At 43.8% G+C, this 22,643-nt stretch carries 16 protein-coding genes; 6 read left to right on the forward strand and 10 right to left on the reverse strand.

The genetic code is table 11. The features are described 5' to 3' along the window. Positions 1 to 3 precede the first annotated feature (3 nt). A complete protein-coding gene (locus tag ISG33_RS07310) occupies positions 4 to 765 on the reverse strand; it encodes a TrmH family RNA methyltransferase (protein ID WP_195732818.1) in 762 nt (253 codons plus the stop codon). A 143-nt stretch (positions 766 to 908) separates the two neighbouring features. On the opposite strand from ISG33_RS07310, the gene rlmE reads away from it, so the two are divergent. After that, positions 909 to 1,529: a 23S rRNA (uridine(2552)-2'-O)-methyltransferase RlmE gene (rlmE, locus tag ISG33_RS07315; protein WP_195732819.1), complete on the forward strand. Its 621-nt coding sequence runs from the start codon at positions 909 to 911 to the stop codon at positions 1,527 to 1,529. Positions 1,530 to 1,572: 43 nt separating this feature from the next. On the opposite strand, the gene ISG33_RS07320 is transcribed toward rlmE, so the two are convergent. After that, positions 1,573 to 3,018 (reverse strand): M20/M25/M40 family metallo-hydrolase, encoded by a 1,446-nt coding sequence (locus ISG33_RS07320; RefSeq protein ID WP_195732820.1) that lies wholly within the window; start codon positions 3,016 to 3,018, stop codon positions 1,573 to 1,575. A gap of 210 nt (positions 3,019 to 3,228) precedes the next feature. Between ISG33_RS07320 and ISG33_RS07325 the strand changes: the two genes are divergently transcribed. The 3 genes from ISG33_RS07325 (at position 3,229) to ISG33_RS07335 (ending at position 6,580) form a co-directional block, all read left to right on the forward strand. Next, entirely contained in the window at positions 3,229 to 3,672 is a 444-nt protein-coding gene (locus ISG33_RS07325) for an SRPBCC family protein (RefSeq protein ID WP_195732821.1), read from the forward strand. A gap of 11 nt (positions 3,673 to 3,683) precedes the next feature. After that, a complete protein-coding gene (locus ISG33_RS07330; RefSeq protein ID WP_195732822.1) occupies positions 3,684 to 5,039 on the forward strand; it encodes a pyridoxal phosphate-dependent decarboxylase family protein in 1,356 nt (451 codons plus the stop codon). Positions 5,040 to 5,302: 263 nt separating this feature from the next. Beyond that, the gene (locus tag ISG33_RS07335) at positions 5,303 to 6,580 is read left to right on the forward strand and encodes an O-acetylhomoserine aminocarboxypropyltransferase/cysteine synthase family protein (protein ID WP_195732823.1); all 1,278 of its coding nucleotides are present in this window, start codon (positions 5,303 to 5,305) and stop codon (positions 6,578 to 6,580) included. A gap of 93 nt (positions 6,581 to 6,673) precedes the next feature. Here ISG33_RS07335 and ISG33_RS07340 read toward each other — a convergent pair whose 3' ends face one another. Then, on the reverse strand, positions 6,674 to 9,124 hold the full coding sequence (locus tag ISG33_RS07340; protein ID WP_195732824.1) for a S9 family peptidase: 2,451 nt from the start codon (positions 9,122 to 9,124) through the stop codon (positions 6,674 to 6,676). Between the two features lie 289 nt (positions 9,125 to 9,413). Here ISG33_RS07340 and ISG33_RS07345 point away from each other — a divergent pair, with 289 nt between their 5' ends. After that, the gene (locus tag ISG33_RS07345) at positions 9,414 to 10,913 is read left to right on the forward strand and encodes an Hsp70 family protein (protein ID WP_195732825.1); all 1,500 of its coding nucleotides are present in this window, start codon (positions 9,414 to 9,416) and stop codon (positions 10,911 to 10,913) included. Positions 10,914 to 10,932: 19 nt separating this feature from the next. Beyond that, positions 10,933 to 11,514: a TlpA disulfide reductase family protein gene (locus ISG33_RS07350; protein WP_229333482.1), complete on the forward strand. Its 582-nt coding sequence runs from the start codon at positions 10,933 to 10,935 to the stop codon at positions 11,512 to 11,514. 67 nt (positions 11,515 to 11,581) lie between these two features. Here ISG33_RS07350 and ISG33_RS07355 read toward each other — a convergent pair whose 3' ends face one another. From ISG33_RS07355 to ISG33_RS07385, 7 genes are all read right to left on the reverse strand, one after another. Further along, on the reverse strand, positions 11,582 to 12,259 hold the full coding sequence (locus tag ISG33_RS07355) for a condensin complex protein MksE (RefSeq protein WP_195732826.1): 678 nt from the start codon (positions 12,257 to 12,259) through the stop codon (positions 11,582 to 11,584). Further along, on the reverse strand, positions 12,256 to 13,710 hold the full coding sequence (locus ISG33_RS07360; protein ID WP_195732827.1) for a hypothetical protein: 1,455 nt from the start codon (positions 13,708 to 13,710) through the stop codon (positions 12,256 to 12,258). Before ISG33_RS07360 ends, ISG33_RS07355 begins: the two co-directional genes overlap by 4 nt. A gap of 1 nt (position 13,711) precedes the next feature. After that, entirely contained in the window at positions 13,712 to 16,594 is a 2,883-nt protein-coding gene (locus ISG33_RS07365) for a coiled-coil domain-containing protein (protein ID WP_195732828.1), read from the reverse strand. A 27-nt stretch (positions 16,595 to 16,621) separates the two neighbouring features. Further along, entirely contained in the window at positions 16,622 to 17,467 is an 846-nt protein-coding gene (locus tag ISG33_RS07370) for a hypothetical protein (protein ID WP_195732829.1), read from the reverse strand. 76 nt (positions 17,468 to 17,543) lie between these two features. Beyond that, entirely contained in the window at positions 17,544 to 19,772 is a 2,229-nt protein-coding gene (locus ISG33_RS07375) for a hypothetical protein (RefSeq protein ID WP_195732830.1), read from the reverse strand. Between the two features lie 332 nt (positions 19,773 to 20,104). Continuing rightward, the gene (locus ISG33_RS07380) at positions 20,105 to 22,180 is read right to left on the reverse strand and encodes a M13 family metallopeptidase (protein WP_195732831.1); all 2,076 of its coding nucleotides are present in this window, start codon (positions 22,178 to 22,180) and stop codon (positions 20,105 to 20,107) included. A gap of 225 nt (positions 22,181 to 22,405) precedes the next feature. Next, on the reverse strand, positions 22,406 to 22,639 hold the full coding sequence (locus ISG33_RS07385; RefSeq protein WP_195732832.1) for a hypothetical protein: 234 nt from the start codon (positions 22,637 to 22,639) through the stop codon (positions 22,406 to 22,408). Positions 22,640 to 22,643: the final 4 nt, after the last annotated feature.

Here is a 22,643-nt window from a genome sequence, read left to right on the forward strand (position 1 = left end):
AGGCTATCGCGAAAGCTGATACGCACAGATTGTGACTGCGCTGGCCAAATTAAGTGAATCGATAGCGCCAGAGCCGCCAATAGTAAAAGCTTCCGCATGCATAGACTGTAAAGCATCTGTTGGCACGCCTCTCGCTTCATTACCAAACAAATAACATTGATGCTCAGCGAAGCTGTCACTTTCAACAGACTTCCCTTGCATATCGAGGTAGGCAAAACTGGCGTAACGCTCAGCCAGTGCACTTAAGCTAAGTTCTGTTTCAACTTGTAGATGAAAGGTAGCTCCCATTGCCGAACGCACCACTTTAGGGTTAAACGGGTCGACACTGTTAGGACTCAGCAACAAGGTAAAGCGACCGAACCAAGCTAGACTTCTTAATATGGTGCCAAGATTCCCTGGGTCTTGTACCTCATAAAGATAGATCGCTTTAGTCAACGCTGACTTGGTAGACTTTGTTGCTTCAGCCACTGCCTTATGTAGGGAAAAAGGAACGCAGGCAACCATCCCCTGAGGTGTTTTAGTATCGCTCAATTGTGCGATCTTTTTGTCATTCAACACCACTGTTTGAAATGAGTGGTTAAAGCCTTGCGCCCAAGCCTCACGTTCTTCACTCACATAAAGCGTAATATTGATGTTCAGCTTTGGGTGTGCATTCTGCACTGCTTTATGCAATTCCAGCACGAGGTGCTCGCCCTCTACTAAATAATGCTCAAACTCGTTGCGGTATTTCTTTTGATGTAGCTTTTTAACATCATCAAACTTCATTCAGGTTCCTATGCCATCAACTCGCTTTTTTAGCGGCTATGTTGTGTATGCGTGTGTGTGAGAATTGCGATTCGGTTTGCAAATTAGGCCTGCAAGCTTACAATATGTGCCGTTTTAGCGCTACCAACAAGCAGACAAATTACATGGCCAAGGCAAAAAGCAATAAGAAATGGATGGAAGAACACGTAAACGACATTTACGTAAAAAAGGCCCAAGTAGACGGCTATCGTTCGCGTGCAAGCTATAAACTTATTGAAATAAATGAAAAAGATAAGCTATTTGGTCACGGTAGTGTTGTTATGGACTTAGGATCGGCTCCTGGCGGTTGGTCGCAAATTGTTGCGCCAATAGTAGGCGACTCAGGGCGTGTTATCGCTTCTGATATTTTGCCCATGGACGGCATTCCTGGTGTAAGTTTCATACAAGGTGATTTCACCGACGAAAAAGTATATGAGCAAATTGTCGCGAAACTTGGCGACGATCTTGTTGATGCAGTTATTTCTGATATGGCACCAAATATGAGCGGTGTAGCCACTACCGATCAATATGCATCGATGTATTTGGTAGAGTTAGCACTGGACATGGCAAGAAATGTGTTAAAACCAAACGGCAGTTTTTGCGCAAAGGTTTTCCAAGGAGTTGGCTACGATGCTTATGTCAAAGACCTGCGCACTTCCTTTTCAAAGGTGATTGTGAGAAAACCTGCGGCCTCTAGGCCACGCTCACGCGAAGTTTATTTGGTAGCCAAGGGTTTTAAAGCGTAAACATCTCTTTAAAACCCTCAGGCGAACAGCTCTTTGTTAGCTGCTATTGCTTCTTAGGCGCGGGGCGAGGATCAAAGTCAGAGTTCGCCATGTAAGCGGTGATTACCGCCCATACCGTTTGATTCTGACGAATATCATCTAGGTCAATTTTATCAAGCGTGTCGTTTGGGGTGTGATGGTAGTCGAAATAGTAGGTACCATCTTGCTTTAAAGCGATCACTGGCACGCCGTAGTTTGGCAACATCGACACATCTGGGCCACCGTTAGTCGTATTATTTCCCAGCTCCACTCCCATGCTAGCAAGCATGGCGTAAAGATCCTTAGGGTTATTCCTAACAGCTTCATCGAAGCGAGTGTCTAGCTGATAGATTTTACCGGCCCCAAAGTCTGACTCGGCAGCAAAAATGATATTCTGTAAGTCGTCACGGTTGCTGCGTACATATTGATAAGCACCAACTAAGCCAATTTCTTCAGCCGCATATAGAACCACGCGAATTGTGCGTTTTGGCTGCCCTATTGTGTCTTTTATGATCTTTGCCGCCGCACTAACAATACCCACGCCAGCACCATCATCTAGCGCACCGGTTCCTTCATCCCATGAATCAAGATGGGCTGAAATAAGCACAACTTCCTCAGGTTTTTCAGAACCCGTGAATTCACCAATCACGTTGTAAGATGTTTGCCAACCTGCATCTTTCGCTTGCATATTAATACTCAAAACCACATCTTCATCACTTGAAAACATCGCCTCTAAGTTGTCAGCATCAGCAGTAGAAATTGCCCCTGCAGGTATCTTCTCAACACCTTCTTCATAACGCATCACACCTGTGTGTGCAAAACGAGAGTTATCGGTTCCTACAGAGCGAATTATCACAGCTTTAGCGCCTAACTTAGCCGCTTCTACTGCACCTCGAACTCGATTAGGTACCACCTTACCGTAGAAACGCCCTGCTCGGTCACGCTCCATTCGAGTATTCAAAAATACAATATTGCCTTCAACAGAGGCCTTTGATGCTTGTGTTAAACTGTCGAGAGAATCAAACATCACCACTTTTTCTTCTAAGCCCTCTTCTGGCGTTGCGACTGAACCCCCCAATGCCGTAATAACTAAAGCTTGAGGAAATGGTGCACTAACTCGTGCGTCGGCAAAACCACGTTCCCAATTACGCACTCTTACAGGCTGTTTGTATACCTTATCAAAGCCCAGTTCGTTAAACTTTTCTTCCGCCCAAGCAACTGCACGTTTATCGCCTTGGGAGCCAGGAATTCTTGGCCCGACTTCAACGGTTAATGATTTAACGATTTCGTATGCAAGATCACTCTGCTCACTCGCTTCTTTTGTCTTCAAAGCATGTGCTAAAGCAGGGCTTGCATTTTGTATTTCCGCGCTAGTGGTTTTTGCATTATTTGGCGCAGGTAAGTGACTACATGCGCCAAGGCTTAGGGCAAGGCTTGAGGCAATTAGTAATTGGGTAAATGTTTGTCGCATTTAATAATTTCCGTATTTGTGTGTGTTCACATGCAAAATAGCAGAGTTGTCACAATTGTCTAGCCTTGTGTTCAAGCGTCAACAAAGCCTGTACGATAGTCGAATATAAAAATAGATTATTTGAGCTTAACGAATAGTCCCTTATAGTTAGGACATAAATAGTACTCAGCCCGCAAGCTTAGCTCTCATCCATCACACAAAAGGCGAAATATGTTTTCAATTCATGTTGAACGAACCATTAACAAACCGATAGAAGAGGTATTTGCCGTGCTCAGTGACCACGCAAACTACGCACAATTTAAAGGTGTCGATGCATCAAAGCTGCTTATTGAAGGCTCAGAGCATAAAAATGGCTTAGGCGCAGTGCGCGAAATTATTGCTAGCGGCGCAAATCTGCATGAAGAAATTGTCGCTTTTGAACCGCCATTCAAACTAGGCTACAAAATCATTAAGTCGAGCCCTTTGCCCTACGACCATTTTCTTGGTGAAGTCACCCTCGAGGAAAGAGATGGGCAAACCCATGTGATTTGGCGATCCCAGGGCCGCATTACAACGCCATTATTGGGGCGTTTTTACTTCGATAAACAAATTCAAAAAGGGGGAGCTCGAGCCTTCGGCAGTATATTAAAATTCATTGCTAATATGCCCAGCTAGCCCGACATTCCATGAGCAAATCTGACGGCAATAATTCATCACCTGTAAGCACTAGTTTTGAATATAACGACTATCTGTTAACGGCTATCGCTAAACTCAAAGATAGACCTGTTTGCAACACTTCGAGTGCAGATGTGCAGGCACTCATGCAGTTGACAGTCGATAACTTGCCTGAAGAAGGCTTAGGAGAAGAACAAAGCCTTGAACTGCTAGCGCCCCTAGTGTTGGGGCAAGCTGCTTATTTAGATGAGTCTTGTGCACTTGCGCACATGGACCCACCAACCCCATGGATAACTTGGGTAACTCAAGCTTGGAATGCGCGCCTTAATCAGAACCTGCTACATCCAGCTACTTCACCTTTTGCGAAGGAGGCTGAGAAATATGTAGTTGACTGGCTATCCCCCTTCTTTGGTATGGACGGTGGACACATGTGCAGCGGTTCAACAGTTGCAAACTTAAGCGCACTTTGGGCAGCAAGAAACTTGAAAGGCGTATCAAGCGTGATTGCATCAAACGCTGCGCATATCAGTATTAAGAAAGCTGCCAATATTCTAGGCTTAGATTTTATAGCACTAGCATGCAACGAAAAAGGTGAAGTGGATTTAGCGCATTTGCCCCATGCAGATATATTAGCTAAATCCTGCCTTGTTTTAACTGCTGGAACTACCTCCGCGGGTGCGATCGATCCATTACCCAACAACAAGGTCGATGCACACAACACGCTATTTGACAGCATAAAATGGTTACACGTTGATGCGGCTTGGGCTGGTCCTTTGCTATTAAGTAAAAAATATAAGCATTTACTAAGTGGAATTGAACACGCAGACTCTGTCGCTGTTTCAGCCCACAAATGGCTATATCAACCCAAGGATTCCGCACTGATTTTCTTTAAAGACACGGCCAGCGCAAACCCAGCAATTAGCGAAGGTTCAAGCTATTTAAGCACGCCGAACGTAGGGGTTCAGGGTTCACGATCTGCCGCCGCGGTTTCGCTATTAGCAACTCTGCTAGCATGGGGTCAGAAAGGCTTGAGTACTCATATTGAATCCAATATGAACATGGCAGAGCATTTAGCAAACTACATAAAAAATCACAGCCCAATTACATGCAGCACTGGCGATGAAGTGAGTTTTGAATTATTTACCCAACCAGTGAGCGCTGTAAGCTTATTTCGTCCTACCAAAACAAATATGACCTCGACTGAGCAAAATCAACTTTGCAAGCGCTTCGTGTCGTCACTGCCCAGCGGCGTCTTCTCGACCTGCGAACTTAATGAACAGATTTGGGTGCGCAGCGTTGCAGCAAACCCTAAAGCGAAGGTTAACAAGATTATCGCGTTGTTGGATGAAACACTGCAAAAACTCTAAGATGCGCTAGCACAGCGAAGGCAAAGCTTGGCCTCCGGAGCAGTCAAAGCGGCGTGTAATAATTACCAGCTTGACGTAAGCACCACATTGAAGAGAAGTAGCCAATTTGATATGGCGCGTGTTTTACGAGGCAAGTCAACCTAAGGTTTGTTTGCAAATTAAGTTCTATATCACATAGCATTTTGGTCTAACCTCAGCATTTAAATATTGGCTTACAAGTGATTAAACTATGAGCAATGCAAGATAACTAATAAGGAACAAGTATGAAACCAGAAACGATTGCACTGCACGCTGGCTACAAAAGCGACCCAACAACGAAGGCTGCAACAACGCCAATTTATCAAACTACCTCATTTACTTTCGACGATACTCAGCACGGTGCAGATCTATTCAACTTGGCTGTTCCTGGGAACATCTATAGTCGCATCATGAATCCAACTAACGCGGTTCTCGAGCAACGAGTTGCTGAGCTTGAAGGTGGCATTGGAGCGCTTTCGGTAGGTTCTGGCATGGCTGCTATTCGTTATGCTATTGAGGCCATTGCAGATGTAGGCTCTAATATTGTTAGTTCGAGCCAATTGTATGGTGGTACTTACAATTTGTTTGCGCATACTTTTCCGCGTCAAGGCATAGAGACTCGTTTTGCCAAGGGTGACGATTTTGACGCTATTGCCGCACTTATTGATGAAAATACCAAAGCGCTTTATTGTGAGTCTATTGGTAACCCCGCGGGTAATGTGGTCGATATTCAGCGTTGGGCAGAAATTGCTCATGCGGCTGGTGTACCTCTTATTGTTGATAATACGGTTGCCACTCCTGTGCTGTGTCGTGTGTTTGATTTTGGTGCCGACATTGTTATTCACTCTCTCACTAAATATATCGGCGGGCATGGCACTACCATAGGCGGTATCATCGTCGACTCTGGTAAATTTGATTGGGCTGCAAATGCTGAGCGCTTCCCGATGATGACGACACCCGACCCTTCCTACCATGGCGTTGTCTATACTGAAGCATTAGGGGAAGCCGCTTACATCGGACGGTGCCGAGTAGTTCCTCTTCGCAATACTGGCGCTGCCTTAGCGCCGAACAGTGCATTTCAAATTATGCAGGGCTTAGAGACGCTTTCATTACGCATGGAGCGTCACTGTGAGAACGCAGAAAAAGTAGCGAAGTACCTACTCAATAGCGACGCGGTAAGTTGGGTAAATTACGCAGCTCTACCGTCGAGCGAATATTATGAAACCTGCCAACGCATATGCGGTGGTAAGGCTGCGGGCATTATCAGCTTTGGCATTAAAGGCGGGATTGAGGCGGGTTCTAAATTCATCGATGCACTGCAATTGATATTGCGTTTGGTGAATATTGGCGATGCTAAATCATTGGCCTGCCACCCAGCGAGCACCACACATAGACAACTCAATCCTGAAGAATTAGCTGCAGTGGGTGTATCAGAAGAAATGGTGAGAATATCGGTCGGTATAGAACATATTGATGACATCATCGCAGATATTGAACAAGCCTTGGCGGCAAGTCAGGCCTAATTATACGTCATCGCGCAAGCCATAAAAAAGGCACACTTCCATTTCATGAAGTGAGCCTTTTTTGTATGTTAATAGTGACTCGCTAAGGACACATCACTTATTGACCTCAAGATGACGCTTAAAGAACTCAACTAACATAGACTGTCTATGGATTAGCGTGTTCTTCCCTGCTCTTATACCGTGAGCACGATTCGGGTAAGCCATAAACTCAAACGGTTTATTGTGTTTTACTAATTCATTGATCAAACGCTCGGAGCCTTGGTAGTGTACGTTGTCATCACCGGTGCCATGAATAAGCAATAATTTACCCACGAAACCCTCAACAAAATTGACCGATGAGGTATTGAAATAGCTTTCAGGATCGGTATTTGGGTTGCCTGAATAACGTTCTTGATAGATGGTGTCGTACAACGCAATGTCGGGAACAGGTGCAATAGCCACGCCTGCGTGAAATTTGTCGCCATGCTTAAATAGCATGTTTAAGGTAGAGCTTCCGCCACCAGAGTGACCGTAAACGCCAATACGCGCTGTATCAATAAAAGCATAACGTGAGGCAAGCTCGTCAAGCGCATCAGCTTGATCTTGCACTGTTATACCACCAATCTTCTTATAAATTGACTTCCGCCAGTCGCGCCCTTTTGGAGAGCGAGTACCCCGGTTATCGACCGAAACCACAATAAAACCCTCTTGCACTAGCAAGGACCTTAGCAGGAAGCCTGCGCCGCCATAAGAATCTTGCACAGTAGAGCCTGCTGGCTCTCCGTATACATAAAAAATAGTCGGGTACTTTTTGTTTTTATCCAGATTTTTGGGCGTCATAATATAAGCATCTAGCACCGTGCCGTCTTGAGCGCTCACCTGAACAAACTCATGGTTTGGCAAATTGGCATTGCTTAACTTCTCTTTCAATTCAAGGTTTTCGGTAAGAACCTTGATGGTGCTGTGATCAGCCACATTGATTGTGCGTGACGTCGTTGGCGTCGTGAAATCGCTATGTGAATGCATGGCGTTTGAGGTATCTTTCGACATGGTGTAGCGGTTGTTGCCATCAAACTCACGCGGAGTCACCCTTTCAGGTTTGCTACTGCCATCCAAAGATGCTCTGTAAAGATAGCGTTGACCTTGGTTCTCGGGAGAGGCCATAAAGTAAACGACATTTTTGTCTTCATTAAATGCGAGGGTGGAAATCACATCAAAATCGCCAGGTGTAAGATCAATCTCCGTTTTTCCATCTTTTGACACACGATAAAGGTGGCGCCAGCCGTCTTTTTCACTATGCCAAAGGAAGTCGTTCCCGCCATTAATAAACTCTGCTTCGTAATACCAGCCAATAAAAGCCTCATCACCGTCTGTATATACTTGCTCGAACTCATTTTTTTCGAGGTTAAACAGCCATAAACGATTAAGTTGTTGCGGACGATTCACGTCTTGTACAAGCAACTCGTTTCCGTTTGCCCAATTGATACGTGGAATATAGCGGTCACGGTTGTCGCCCTCAAGCGCTAGCCATTGCGTATTTTGATTATCCAGATGCACCACACCTACTCTCACAGCGGAGTTCATTTCGCCCGCTTTTGGGTAAGGAAATTTGGTTAAGGTAGGATACAAAGAGTCGGTATTGTTAATCATGATGAAATCTTTCACACCCGAAGTGTCTAGCTGCCAATAGCCTATTTTTTGACTGTCGGGTGACCATCGAAACCCATCGCGGATCGCAAGTTCTTCTTCATATACCCAATCAAAATTACCATTGATGATAATGTCGTTACCGTCTTTAGTAAGGGCTATCACATTTTTGCTCAAGCCAGCTTTTTGTTGCGAAGTGGCTTCATTAATATTCTGGTAGTAAATGTTGTTGCGAAATACATAGGCAACTTTGCTCGAATCTGGTGAGAACTTAGCGAACATCAGCCTAGCTTCGTCAGCTTGATCCTCTGCATCGTCATTCGCTGCTTTTGCCGCCCATGCCTCTAAAACTGACTCTGGGCCAAGCTGTCGTAAACTCTTATCTTCAAGATTTAACAGAAAATAATCACCACGACTGCGCGAGCGCCACACCTTTCGAGAATTTGTATAAATCAATGCCCACTTGCCGTCGTTTGACCAAATGTAGTCGTCGATAGCGATCGGTGCGCTGTTTCCTTCGGGAATAAGCTCTTCAAAAGTGACTAAGACCTTTCTGCCAGTACCGTCAACCTTGTAAAAAACAATATCATTGCCTTCAATGCTACCCTCGTTGGCGTCTTCGTGTACCGACTGCCCTGCAGCTCCATCACCGCTTGCGCCTTCAGGTGTTGATGTTCGAGGCTCAAGTATGGTGTAGCCACTACCGTCATCAAGCCATCGAAAATAAGGGCTTCTCTCACTTTTGAAGTAGTTATTTTGATAGATATTTTCCATGCTAAGCGTCGTGTCTGACACCTCTGTAGCATTGCTATTTTTCTTACCTTGTGCAGTATTGCTGTAGTTAGTTGAACTACAACCCTGCACACCTAACATAACAAGCAACGCTAACGCTGCGCCAAATGACTTTCTGATTTGCATTGAGTTTTCCCTGTCGTTGACAGTCGAGACTATGTTCAACTGCTAATTATTCTATTTTTATCAATGTTGGGAGTTGAGAAACGCTTTAATCTTGCTAATACTCAGCTTACAAGCTTGTATGAATTAGCCAGAGCATAAAGGTAACAAATGCATGATTAAGTTGCTAGCAAGTGTGAGCAATGCAAGCTAATATTCGCCACCTTTATTTTACGCCAAACAAAACTATTTTTGTGTGGATGAGTAAACAATATCTAAATCGTAAAAAGTTAAAAGACAAATAAGGACTACAATGGCAGCCATTGGCATTGATTACGGCACTTCTAACTCTGAAGTTGTGTTCTTCGACGGTAGCAAACACCAATACATAAAGCTTGACCCAACGCTGGATGAGTCAAACAAAATACGTTCATCTGTTTTCATCTATTACAAAGATGAACTGCCCACCCCACCGGCGAGTGTGATTGAAGCTAAAGTAAAACAAATTCAACGGGCAATCAGCGATCAAATAGATAAAGCAAAACAGCAGTATTATGAAGCACAAGACCCACGCGAACAGCAAGTCTTTAGCGATAAAATAAGTGACCTTCGTTCTGAATTTCACAATAAACCAGCGCTACAAAGGCGAGCGATACAACTCTTGCTTAAACATATGAAGGTGGATGATTTAACGCTGCTTCAATTAGTAGAAAGTGGTGAGTTTGCTTTTGGTGAAGAAGGTTTTCGGCGTTATTTAAAGACACCGGAGAAAGGCCGCCTTATATACTCACCCAAAAACTTCTTGGGCGCCAATCTAGTAGCCGGACAAAAGCAAGCTTTTGTCGGCATGATTGCCAAACAGTTAGCTTTTTTTAAACAAAGCGCTGAAAGCCAGATGAACACCAAGGTTAGCACTGCGGTGATTGGCCGCCCGGTTCGATTTCATGGCACGCGAGGCGAAGATGGTAACTCCCAAGCTATCGACATTATGCGTGAAGCTGCGATAAAAGCTGGTTTTGAGAAGATTGACTTCTTAGAAGAGCCTATCGCCGCGGCATACAAAATCGAACGTAAACTCAATAAAGAAACACGTGTGTTGGTTGTTGATATAGGGGGTGGCACGACCGATATTTGTTGCATCAAGTTGTCTCCAGAAAAGCTCAGTAATTTGCAGCGTCAGCAAGATGTACTCTCTGTTACTGGGGCGCGATTAGGTGGCATGGAATGCGACAAAAATCTTATCATTAAGGCGATTGCACCTAGTATGGGAGCTGGACTTAAAATGCAAAGTGGATTGCCCGTGCCACCAACCTACTTTACCGACATGTGCGCCGTAGACGACATTCCAAAGCTAAGTCGCTTCTTCTCAGACGATTATGGATTGGATATTGCGCAAACGATGTCGATCGTAAAAGATAAGGAGCCTCTTAGTCGCCTGCTTACGGTGCAGGAAGAAAAACTATCTGCACGCTTGGTAAACTCATCTCGTTTGGCGAAAGAAATGTTGTCATCGAAAACAGAAATCACCTTACCTTTGGGCTATATCGAACCAGACTACAAGGTTACCATTTCTATTAGTGAGCTAGAGCGTTCAATGAAACCTTGGATGGACCGAGTTAAACGCTTAGTAGCTGAGTGTTTAGAAAACAGTGCGGAGCCACCAGAAATGCTATTCATTACCGGTGGCATGAGTTTATCGCCTATTGTTAAGAAGCAACTTAAAGACCTAATGCTGCCAGATTTGCCCTTAATTGAGGGCGATGCCTTCAACTCTGTTTGCGAAGGCTTAGCAATTCAAGCGAGCAAGCTCTAATATCATTATGAAAGAATAAATGCCTATTGCCTGTCTATTGAGTCAAGTTAATACTTTCAATAACGGGCAAGCTATATTTATGCGACTGATTAAAACACTAACACTGGTATTCGCCTTAATTTCTTGTGCGCTGCATGCACAAGAAAGCAAAGAAAGCACTGCACCAAAAATCGAGCACCCCGACGCCCCGCAATGGACCTTGTCTACCCAAGATGGCAAGCAGATAAGCTTTAGTGATTATGCGGGTAAGCCAGTAATAATTACCTTTTGGGGTACATGGTGCCCGTACTGCAAAAAACTACATCCAGGCTTGGAAAAAGTCCGTGCGAAATACGAGGAACAAGGCTTAGTTGTTTTAGGCATTAGCGTTAATGAACAAGATGGTGCAAAGCCGCAAGACTTTCTGACCAAGAATGGCATTCACTTTCTCACTTTAGTAGAAGGTGACGATATTGCAGAAGATGCATTTCAGGTATTTGGCACTCCCACTACCCTGTTTATTTCTCCGCAGGGTAAAATATTGGGGCGCACAATGGAATCCAATCCAGAAGATCCTCGTTTCGATAAAATCGCTGCTTATTTAGTGGGTTTGCAGGATTAATACCTTATCAAAAACACAAACTAGCCAAAGCTAGCACATGCAAGGTCAGATTCGAATAAAGCAGCGCTTACTTATTATCGTAGGCCTCTACTACCTGCTCACAGAAAGCCTTGCCTGCACTGGATAAAAAGTAGTGCTCGTTGGCGCTTTCAAAGGCGAAGCCCCTATTTACCAAGTAATCAACGGCTTTTTGCCAATTTGCGAAACGTAAAGCTCTGCAGATTGCCTTGTATTCATCATTACTTGCTATTTCAGCAATGTCTTTTGCGCCAAAGCCCAAGCTGTGATTGCCAAGATTATCAATACTCCTGCCCGACATTTCAAAATGACGCGCTAGCACCATCAATATGGATTGTGTTTTCAGTGCATGTTCATCTGCTTCATCCACGTCCGAGTCGGTAGTGCTATTGATGTAAAAGAACTCACCACGAACATTATGCTCAAGCTGTTTACCAATCAAGCTATACAACAGTGTGAATTCATTAAGATAGCGAAACAAATAAGTGTAGTCTTTGTCATCTTTCAAGCTCGCCGACATTTTGTCATAGCGTTGTTTTGATATGATTCGACCTTGTGTGAAACGCTGGTAAATACGCGTAGATATTTGACGATTTAAGCTAGAAAAGTCACTTAAGCTTGCTTCAACGTGACTCACCGACCTTGCTTCTTGCAAACTGCTATTTGAAGAATCACTCGCGCTAGCCTCACGCTTAGCATCAGTTACACTTTTATCATCGTTGTTCATTCTTCTACTCCATTTAGCGTCAGCTTGCTACATCGGATCTTCCGGTAACGATATCGTTGTTGTTCAAATTCGGCTTCCGCAAAATAATTGGTGGTGATCAAGCTAAAATCATTGCTACCTAAGCTCGATTTTTTCGACATGGCATTCACTGCTGATATCAAATCGTAGAGGTGATATTCAGGGAACTCTGTTTTAAGCCTATCGTGCAACATGGCGCCAAGGTCTGTTGTCTCGCGCAAGCTCACCTTTTCCAATACTTTTTGTAAGGCATAAAAACGTAGTAGCCGCTGCTCGGCTTCGTCGCTAGCGCTGGCATGTGAAAACACCTTACTCAAGTCACCAAGATTCAAGGCATCTTTTGTTCTGGCCTCAAGTTCATTAAACATATTTCGGAAATAGGCTGGCGAATTATTGAAAGCATAACCAATAGGACGTTGAAAAGCTTTAATGTTGGCTGAAAACTCAGGCAGTACAATCGCGCTGTCTGCCAAAAGTTTCTTATTTAAATTGGCGCTTTGCGTATTCTTGAGCTCTGGTAGAATTTTTGACTGGTAAAAATACTCAATGGCGTTGAAACGCTTAATGCTATCTCGTTGCTTATGGATAAAGCGGTTAACCGCATTCGCCGTTGATTCTATGGGTTGATAGAAGTTAAGAAAACTCAATGCATAGGCCTGACAGCTGTTGGCCAGCTTTTCTTGCTGATGGCTTTGCAAGCGCATGCTGATCTTCGTTAGGATAGTGTGTAAACCATCTAGTTCTGCGTAGGTGCTATCCGGATTTAAGAAAGCGAGTACCGGCAGAATATGGCGCTCATACAGCTTCACGATTTGATCTAGCCAAGACTGTTTAGCATTTACGTAATCTTCTGAGCTAAGCGATGATTTGACGCTTTGTGATGTGAGCTTTTCCAGCTCTTTTCCCATCGATTGCATCTTCACTACATTTTGACGCATGTCGCTTAACAAACGCCCGATATGCATAAACAAATTGTCGACAAACTCAGTAAAGTCGTCATCGTCGTCAATAAAAGATAAAGCCCCTGACGACAGACTCTCAAAAGCCTGATTCAAAAAAGTAAGATGGGTTTTGAGCTGAACATCGGTTAACTTTTTGTACAGTGAAACGTCGCACAAACGCACCACATCTAACACCGATGATTGAAAGTACAGGCGATGCTCACCTTGGCTTGCGTCTATATCCATCACGATGTGAGCTTGCGCTAGATTGCGTGTTGAGTAAGCAATATTAACCCGCTTTCGCACATCAGGTTTGAGAAGCTCAGTGTAGGCGCGTAAACGCTGAAATATGGTTTGTTCGCTGATGTAATTGACGGCGTTTTTATCCATCTCTTTGATACAATCCGACAGTACCGTGCGATGTTCAAGAATAACGCTCAGTGTTTCTAAGGTGCCCAGTTGCTTTTGTTCAGTTTGCTGCTCAGCGCGCATTTTATAAAAGCTCCGACTGCTCAGCTAGCTCAATGGTGCTAAAGCTTTCTGCACCATTCCAATACACTCTATTGCGTTCAGGGTGGTAAGGCAATGCCGTTGTAAGAGCATCCATAACATGCCTACGCCCTATCTTTGCTTGCAATTCAGGGCTTGTTGAATGCGTGCCTGCGGCCATCAGTTTAAAGCCTGCTTTAGCTAGGTCATTAAGCCACCAATCAAACTGCCCTATATCAATATTTGCGATTTCATCGTGTACGATCGGTAAAGAGGTTTCACACTCATGGGCCATAAGCCGTTTTAGCAACAACTGCACAAGCTTGATCTTAATCAGTGCATTGGTTGAATTACTTTGCTTTTTGTCTTCCTTGCCGCTTTTGTTGCGCAGTTGAACCCGCGGTTCGAAGGACTCAATAACGCGATCCATTGTTAAGGTGAAGCTATCATCTTTATTGAAGAACTTTTCAGCAAAAGCCACTAAACGCTGATAAAAATCCTCAGACTGCATTTGGTCGCTATATAAATTGGTTTCAGCAAATTCATTCACTAGCGACGTAAACTGTTTGTTGATCCCAACTTCAAACTCAACCGACTCGACATTGTTAATGGTGATGCCCTCGAAAGCATGATTAATTTCTTTTTCAAAAGCTTTAATCAAACGGTAGTTTTGCACAATAATTTCTTTCTTCGTGCCAATGGTTTGATTGTGCTCTTCAATTTGTCTACCGAGCAATGAGCGCTGAGTATCAAGGTTGCCGTACACTTCTGAAATATCGTCGATGCAGGCTGTTATTTCTTGCCAAAAAGGGGCATCGCCCTTCACGCCGTGTTTGTCCTCAACAACTTGTTCTTCAATAAAGCTTCGGAGTTGCGTTAGCAAACTGTATTGAAGGCGTTCAAGATTCGTTGCACTGCTTTCAAACAAGGCGAGAGAGTCGCCATTAATGTAGCCGGTGAAGGTGTCCTCGGGTACAAGTGCCAACCACTTGTGGTGACGAGTAGCAAAAGCCTCTACTTGCTTAAGCAGTGCTGAATGTTCTTCAATATTCTGCCGGCATTGATGATAAGCGGCCTTTGCTTTTTCGCGAACAAGGCCAGCATTCTCTTGCTTTTTACTAGTGGCTTCAATCAAGTGCTGCAAGGATTCAATGGCAAGCGCAGAATCTTCAAGCTCTACAGCGAGATCTTGTAAGCGGCGCTTGGCATAATCATAGTTTTTGAGCGCATTGAGGTCTTTCTCATTTACGTTAATACGCTTTTTCAGTTCGCCCAATGAATGTGACTGTTGTAATTGATGCTCGCCATTTCCTGATATTTGTTTCTTTTGCTTGTCGCCGCTCTCTATTTCTTGCTCGACTTTTGCAAGTTGCAGGCTCAAGTTAGGCTCACGAAAAGCGATGTAGGCCAGTTGAGTATCAAAAAAACTGAAGTGTGCGGCATTGTTTTCAAATAGAGAATAAAAGCGTTTAAACGACTGTATTTCAGAGTCGCTCAACTCACGCCCCACATTTGCAGAGGGTAAGGCTGTATTAATGCTGTAGAGCCAATCAACCTGCTCTTTAGGTAATTGTTCATGCAGGCTATATTCAGACTTTTCAATCGCAAAGCGCAGCTTCTCTCGCTGTTGGCAAAGTTCTTGTTGCTTGATCTCAATCTCAGCTATAACTTCATCACGCTTAACTCTTCCTTCAACAACGTCCACGATACGTTGCGCTTCGATAAGATCCTCATTTAGTGCTTCAACAATAAACTCAATATCTTGGCCCGGAAACTCCTTTCGAACACTCTCAACTGTGTTTACTATTGCCTGATGGCTCTTCGCTTCTTTCTCTTTTGTTTTATGAAGGCCTTTTTCAACACCTAATTTGGTAGTTAGTTCGCGCAGTTCTGCAGATGCTTTCTTAGCGGCTAAGTCAGCTACTTCGTTTTTATCTGACAACTCATTCAACTCAGCTTGCAGCTTTTGTTTACCATCCTTCAGCCAAGACAGACCGGGCTTAACATCCCCTAACATGCCAAGGTAAGTTACAAAAGTATCGCGGTCTTTAAGTACTTTGTGATAAAGCGTCTCTTGGTTGATAATCTTATTGAGCTGAGCTTCTTGCAACTTCAAGCTCTCGTGTTGTTGTTTAAACTGTGAAACATCAAAACCTAATTGGTCTTGACTGCTTTTCTTATTGCTTTCAATGATATTGGCAATAGCGTCAGTAAACGGCTTTTTATTCTTACCCGATGCAACAAATAAAAGCTTGATCAGCGCTCGTAAGGAATTCACGCTTTGCGTGCTACGCTCTTTTAATGGGAACAATGTGTATCGGCTTGATTGCAACTCACTTTCATACAGAATAGTTGCCGTTTTGCTTGTCTCTTTTGAAAGCACACAAGTGCTATCATGCTTTTGAATAAAGTCGTACAAACCCTGCTTTGAGAGCTTATCAACGCGTTCGCCTATTCCATCAGGATCATCTCCTAGCTGCCAAAATAAATGCTGGAATTGTGCAAAGGGCAACTGCGTAAACAAGCGTTCGATTCTAAGCCTACCAGATTGCGACGCAGAAATAATTTGGCAACAATGCGGGCCGTCGAAAACACGCTTCTCGTATTCGAGGATCAAGAAAGAATACTTACTGGGAAAGTAGTGATTAAAGGTCTCTTCAGAATGATAAAACTCGCCATGGCTATCTGAGAAGCCGAAGTTTTTTGCTTGTTTTGCCATACTGCATTCTGGCAGAAAAAACAGGCGTATTGCGTTAATTAAACTCGACTTACCAACATTTCCCTCGGCAACAAGCATGCTGTGGGCGTCAACATCTAATTCTGCATAAGCAAATTCACTTGAATCTACGGCGATGATCCGTTTAACGCCGATAAAAAGATTGCTCATGTATTCTCCTTGAAAGTTTGGCCCGTATTATGACGGCTTAAGGCCATCAAGCAAAGCCTCTTGTTCCATGAAAGCGCGGGCTTTACGCATTGTGTCTAATAATTCACCCTGCTCCAGCGCCTCACATAAACTCACCGCTGCTAGCAAAGATGAGGTGGATTTCGGCTCAAAAGTGAATAAATGGCGTTTTTCAGAAAGTAAGGTCGGTGACACATAATAAGTTCGCGCATAATCTTTGGTGATAAGATCTTTGGCTATTTTCAGACCTTCATAGTCGTAATCAAACAAACAGAAAAGCTCATCGTAGCGAGATAGAAATGGCGCAAAGCTTGGATTCAAAATCCTTTTCCCACCGGCAAAGTAAATATCACATTCGCGGATGGGTAGCGTAAAGTGCTGGACCAACTCAGACCAGCGGAAAAAACAATCTTGGTTTTCTATTAGTATGGCTGAACTCGCTGGTGTAAATAGTGGTTTTTGAGGTACTCCTGCAACACTCGCTACGTTCAACAGTGCTCTCTCATATGGCGGATGAGCGATACCGGTTGGCGTTTTATTGTTTTTTATCGTTAATTCGAATTCGGACGTCACGGGATAACAAAGCATATATGCAGAATTACATGCAACGTCGTGGCTCGACATATTTTCGCGTCTCGCTGCCTCTGATCGAATATCAGTAGGCATCGCATCATTTCTCAGTTTTGCAAAACGTGCATAGTCAATTATCTCGACAGCATGGCGACCTTGACTTATCTGCGCACTAACTTTGAAGATATCACTCCAGGCATGATCCTTAGGTAAAAATTTGATTAACCGATCGAAATTTACCTCGCCTTTTTGTTCTACCGACAGCAATAACTTGTAAAGTGACAAGAAGTCTCCTGTTACTTTCCTCGCAAGGAAATATATTAACCTACTGAGTTAACTTATTATTTTAGTTCAATTGGCACTAAAATGACTCGGCAGTTGCCAGCTCTCGTAAAGTCCCTACTCGGCTTCTACCATCTGAGAAATAGGTTTGTGCATCTGCATTCTTGCGGATAAGCCTAGCGTTTTGAAGATAGCTAATACGGTCTAGCCCTTCATCACTGCTTGATTGCCATAAGCGCCACGTTTCCGAAATATACGAATTACAAGTACTTTGGCTGCTGTTTGCAGCTAAGTCACATTGACGCTCTACTAGCTTTATTTGATTACCGTTAACGCTGTAGCTCCATGTAACACTTCCAAATTCGTCACCTAACCACTCACCTTCATCAACAACACCGTTAGCATTTCTGTCGAGCCAAGTAGCACTCACCGCGGTTCCGTCGCTGTTAAACTGAAAGACCTTAGTTGTAAGCACAAAACTGCCTTGTACAGCAAAGACTTCTGCGGCGTAAAAGCCACGTAAGCTTGCATCAATGCTTTCACTGTCCTTTCTAATCGCGATACCACTGTTTGCAGATGGCAAGATGTTGTCTAAATATACCGGCGTATTTTGCCCGTCATTGCTACTGCCATCCCTGATGACGGTGCGAGTGAAGCCTTCATAAGTGATGCCAAGTGCTAGGCTATTGGTAGTATCGTGAAACCCTAAACTAAATGGACCGTGCAGAGCATCTATACTGAGTAAATCAGCATCCTGAACACTCGCTGTATTGTCGCTAAAACTCAGTTCTTCGGCATTATCAGTAAATAAGCCAGGCTCACTGAGTGTATAACCCGCGTCATCAATTGTTAGTATCGCGAGCTCAGTCGCTGCTCTACCCTCAGTAAATTGACCGTCGCCACTCGGATCGATGTTACCTGCATTAATCACCGGGTTAGCATCAATGTCGAAATAGGTAATTAGGTATTCGCCTCGTGGAATATTGGCTGAGCGCGTAAATGACAACGGGGTTTTCTTTATATACACATCGCTGTTAGTAACGTTTGAGCTTTTACGACTCAACGTTACTCTGGTGTAATCAACAAAAGCCGAAGCGCTAAACAAATCGATGGTGTATACCAAATCATTGGCAAAGGCATTTTCGACGTACTCTCCGGTAGCTGGACTATAAGTGCTTAAGGTATCGAAGATGATATCGTCATCCTGTGTGAACCATGACCCTGAATAAGAAATTTCAGCGAAAGTAATCACGCCAGTATTGTCGCTTTCGAGTCTGAGTTTACCCAAACCAGATAATCCATCCAAAGCGATAAAGAAATGATCCCCATACAGTCTAGCTTCAGTAATCTGGCTCTGCGATAAATCTGCAAGTAACGCTGTGCGAGCAGCGTTAAAGGAATCATCCAGTATGCTTCGCGCCTGTTCGTTGAAGTCACTTCTACTTGCTGAGCTTACCAGAACATCATATAGAGTAGCGTTATCTGCAATAGTAAAATCGACACTATTATTGAAATAGCGCTGTACGCCCGTGGCTAAATTAATAGCGTCATTTATATTGAGATTAGAGCGTGCTGCACGAATTTCAGCAAATGATGGCGAGAAGTTATCACCTAACGTGAGTGCTGTTTCGGCAACACTGAAGGCATTTACCTCATAGTTAATCACTTCGAACGCCACTGCATTTAAGTTATCGACGATTTCATCGTTGGTGCCAACAAAACTTAATAATTGCGCTTCACTCGACGCATCTTCTTTTACCGCAAACAGCACAGCAGTGTTAGCAGGTAAAGCCCGTAAGTCTGCCTCGAAGGTAAAAATACCGTCTGTCTCCGAACTTGCTGTGAATTCATTACCATTAGCCAACATAACGATAGTAGCTTGGTCTAAAAAGCTAGATTGAAGGCCTGAATTGTAGGAGGCCGATATAACGGTTGCTTGCAACAAGTTGTTGATCGTCACCACAACCTGATTACTCAGGACGGAGCCGTTTTGCAGGCTTGTGCGCAGCGTGAAGCTTAAGCTTGTATCTTCGTCAACCAGAGGCGCTGTAAAACTAAGTGTTTTGTTTGAAATGGCAAAGCTCACACTGGGGCCCGAATCTTGAGCCCAAGAAAAACTGGTTACTTCGGCTTCATTCGTCACGGTTGGCGTAACATTAACAACTGTGCCTTCATCAAAACTGGCGGCATTTAGCGTAACTCTTACTACTGGGCTACTTTCATCGTCGTCGCCATCTGAACCTCCGCCGCAAGCAATAAGAATAAAGGACAAAAAAACAGTGAAGAATGAGAGCTTAATAGTTTTCATAGCATGGCCACATTTTGAAGGCAATAAAACACTAGTATATGTTGCTACTTGTAATAAATAAATGCCGTTGTAGTGAGAATGACAGTTAGGTCTTGAATTCTTAAGATCGATAAAACTTGGTATATCATTTATCTAAGCAAAGCCGATAGTATTTTTCACAGCATGGCTTTAAGGTCGTAAAGTGAGTATGGGTGCATAAAAAAGCACTATCGCTTTGGGATAAAAAAACGGGCCAAACATTAATATGCTTTGGCCCGTTTTGCGTTCTTTGTTTGCTCTGCAATATCAACAAAACCGCAAAGTGAAGCACCCTGCGGCTTGTAAATAAGCTATTACCAAATACGTACTCTATCTTCAGGAGCTAAGTACAGAGCATCACCTGGTTTGACGTCAAAGGCTTCATACCATGCATCATGGTTTCTTGGTGCTAGCGCTCTGAATCGACCAGGCGCATGTGTTCCACCGCGTAAACGGTTGAGCAAAGCTTCTTCGGTAAATTTCACTCGCCACACTTGAGCCCATGCCATAAAGAAGCGCTGGTCGCCGGTTGTGCCGTCAATGATTGGGGCTTCTTTACCGTTCAAGCTGAGTTTATAAGCGTGATAAGCCATTGCTAAACCACCTACGTCACCGATGTTCTCACCCAAACTGTTAGCACCGTTTACAAATTGACCTTCTAGGGCTTCATACTTGTTATATTGGTCTATTAGCTTTTGAGTTTTAGCTTCAAAGGCAGCACGGTCTTCGTCAGTCCACCAATTGCGTTGCACACCCATTGCATCTGATTTAGAGCCTTGGTCATCAAAGCCATGGCCAATTTCATGACCAATAACCGCACCAATACCACCATAGTTTACCGCAGCGTCGGCATTCGGATCGAAGAACGGAGCTTGTAAAATAGCGGCTGGGAACACAATTTCGTTAAACGAAGGATTGTAGTAAGCATTAACGCGTTGCGGGGTCATGAACCACTCATCACGATCAGTGGTTTCAAACTCTTGCTCAACACTCTTCGCTTGGAAGAACTTCCGCATTGCTTGTACGTTACCAAGTAAGTCGTCAGAGCTCATTTCTAAGCCTTCAAACGACAACCACTCATCTGGGTAGCCTACTTTAGGATTGAAGGTACTGAGTTTTTCTTTGGCATTTTTCTTAGTTTCTTCGCCCATCCAATCAAGGTCGCTTATGCGCTCATCCAGAGCAGTTCGCAAGTTAGCAACCAACTCATTCATTTGCTCTTTTGAACTTTCAGGGAAATGACGCTCGACGTATACTTTGCCAATAGCGAAGCCTAAAGAGCTTGTTCCAGCCATTGAGTTTACGGCGCGCTTCCAACGAGGACGAGGCTCCTGCTGGCCGTTTAACTTCTTACCGTAAAAATCGAAGTTGGCGTTGTAAATCTCTTCAGATAGCAAACCAGAGTTGCTAGAAATCAAGTGATACTTCAAATACAGCTTCCACGTATCTAAAGGAATGCTGTTAATGAGCTGAATCGCTTTCTTAAGTGGTTCAGGCTGGGAAATGTTTAGGTCGTTTACTTTGTAACCCGACGATTTGAAGTATGCATCCCAATCAAAACCATCATATTCACTATTAAGCGCTGAACGTTCGATTTGATTTAGGGTTAAATCACGATTACGACGCTTTTCGCGAGGCCACTGAAGTTCAGCAATTTGAGTTTCAAGCGCAATGATTAACTTTGCCGCAACTTCAGGTTGCTCAATATCAGCGAAACCAAGCATGGTGGCAATGTTCTTCTCATATTCAGCAAGAATATTTTTAAACTGCTCGTTATCTTCTAAGTAATAGGCTCTATCTGGTAAGCCCAAACCGCCGACGCCTACCGACATTTGGTATGCATTGGGATCTAAACGGTTAATGCTAAGGCCAGCGCCAATAGGAGAATTAGTATTCATTAGCCAAGTACTTCCGAATACGTTTGCTAATTCAGTCGTATTTGAAATGGCAGATATTTGATCAAGCATCGGCTTAAGCGGAGATATACCTTTTGTATTAAGTGCCTCAACGTCCATATAAGAGTTGTAATAGGCAGAAATAAGTTGCTCTTCAAACGACAAGTCTGTTTTAGCTGATACGTCTTCGATAATTGCTTTTACGCGGTCTTCACTGCGCTCTGCCAATACTGCAAAAGCGCCATAGCTAGTTTTGTCAGCTGGCATAACATAGTTGTCGTACCATGTTCCGTTGGTATACATGAAGAAGTCGTCACCCGGCTTCACGTTGAGGTTTCGAGCGCTCATGTCGATACCAAAATCGCCTAGTTCTGGCTTGGCGGCTTCAACCGCAGCGGGTGCTTCTACTGCTACTTTACTTTCTTCTGGTGCTTGACTGCATGCGCTTAGAGTAAATACCCCAGCGACGGCCAAGGCAATAAGTGACTTCTTCATAGTATTCCTTTATGTCGTGTGTTGTTTATTTTTATATTTATAAGTCGTGATAATAGCGGGTGTTATATGCTCGCAACTCCACCACCATATCGCCCTAGTGTAGAGAGATGGCGCTATGCGTCAAGAGTATGACAAACCTTGTAACATTTAAGTTGCTGCGTTCATCTATCAGAAGGGAAGGTATCATTTGTGCGCCATACCACGGCGCGCCAAACTAGTGCAAGGCTAGCGATTGATGTCGTCCCTTTTATCAATAGGTTCGTGTTCGATGATTACGCCGTCTTGTTGATTTTCACTGCGATTAATGTTGCCACCTTTCTTTGAAAAGAAACGCATGAAAAACACGTAAACAATTCCCAAGCCAAGCAGCACTAAGAAAACCATAAATAGGCTAACCATAAGATAAAGTGCCACAGCAACAGCGATGATGGTGATGGCAATACGAAATATTTTGTTCATTTAT

The organism is Marinibium conchae (genome assembly GCF_015595035.1).
Classification (GTDB): Bacteria; Pseudomonadota; Gammaproteobacteria; order Enterobacterales; family Alteromonadaceae; genus Glaciecola.

Bases quoted from the DNA above. Each gene is read 5' to 3' on its own strand.
- ISG33_RS07310 (WP_195732818.1), bottom strand. From the start codon at position 765: ATGAAGTTTGATGATGTTAAAAAGCTACATCAAAAGAAATACCGCAAC.
- rlmE (WP_195732819.1), top strand. From the start codon at position 909: ATGGCCAAGGCAAAAAGCAATAAGAAATGGATGGAAGAACACGTAAAC.
- ISG33_RS07320 (WP_195732820.1), bottom strand. From the start codon at position 3,018: ATGCGACAAACATTTACCCAATTACTAATTGCCTCAAGCCTTGCCCTA.
- ISG33_RS07325 (WP_195732821.1), top strand. From the start codon at position 3,229: ATGTTTTCAATTCATGTTGAACGAACCATTAACAAACCGATAGAAGAG.
- ISG33_RS07330 (WP_195732822.1), top strand. From the start codon at position 3,684: ATGAGCAAATCTGACGGCAATAATTCATCACCTGTAAGCACTAGTTTT.
- ISG33_RS07335 (WP_195732823.1), top strand. From the start codon at position 5,303: ATGAAACCAGAAACGATTGCACTGCACGCTGGCTACAAAAGCGACCCA.
- ISG33_RS07340 (WP_195732824.1), bottom strand. From the start codon at position 9,124: ATGCAAATCAGAAAGTCATTTGGCGCAGCGTTAGCGTTGCTTGTTATG.
- ISG33_RS07345 (WP_195732825.1), top strand. From the start codon at position 9,414: ATGGCAGCCATTGGCATTGATTACGGCACTTCTAACTCTGAAGTTGTG.
- ISG33_RS07350 (WP_229333482.1), top strand. From the start codon at position 10,933: ATGCCTATTGCCTGTCTATTGAGTCAAGTTAATACTTTCAATAACGGG.
- ISG33_RS07355 (WP_195732826.1), bottom strand. From the start codon at position 12,259: ATGAACAACGATGATAAAAGTGTAACTGATGCTAAGCGTGAGGCTAGC.
- ISG33_RS07360 (WP_195732827.1), bottom strand. From the start codon at position 13,710: ATGCGCGCTGAGCAGCAAACTGAACAAAAGCAACTGGGCACCTTAGAA.
- ISG33_RS07365 (WP_195732828.1), bottom strand. From the start codon at position 16,594: ATGAGCAATCTTTTTATCGGCGTTAAACGGATCATCGCCGTAGATTCA.
- ISG33_RS07375 (WP_195732830.1), bottom strand. From the start codon at position 19,772: ATGAAAACTATTAAGCTCTCATTCTTCACTGTTTTTTTGTCCTTTATT.
- ISG33_RS07380 (WP_195732831.1), bottom strand. From the start codon at position 22,180: ATGAAGAAGTCACTTATTGCCTTGGCCGTCGCTGGGGTATTTACTCTA.
- ISG33_RS07385 (WP_195732832.1), bottom strand. From the start codon at position 22,639: ATGAACAAAATATTTCGTATTGCCATCACCATCATCGCTGTTGCTGTG.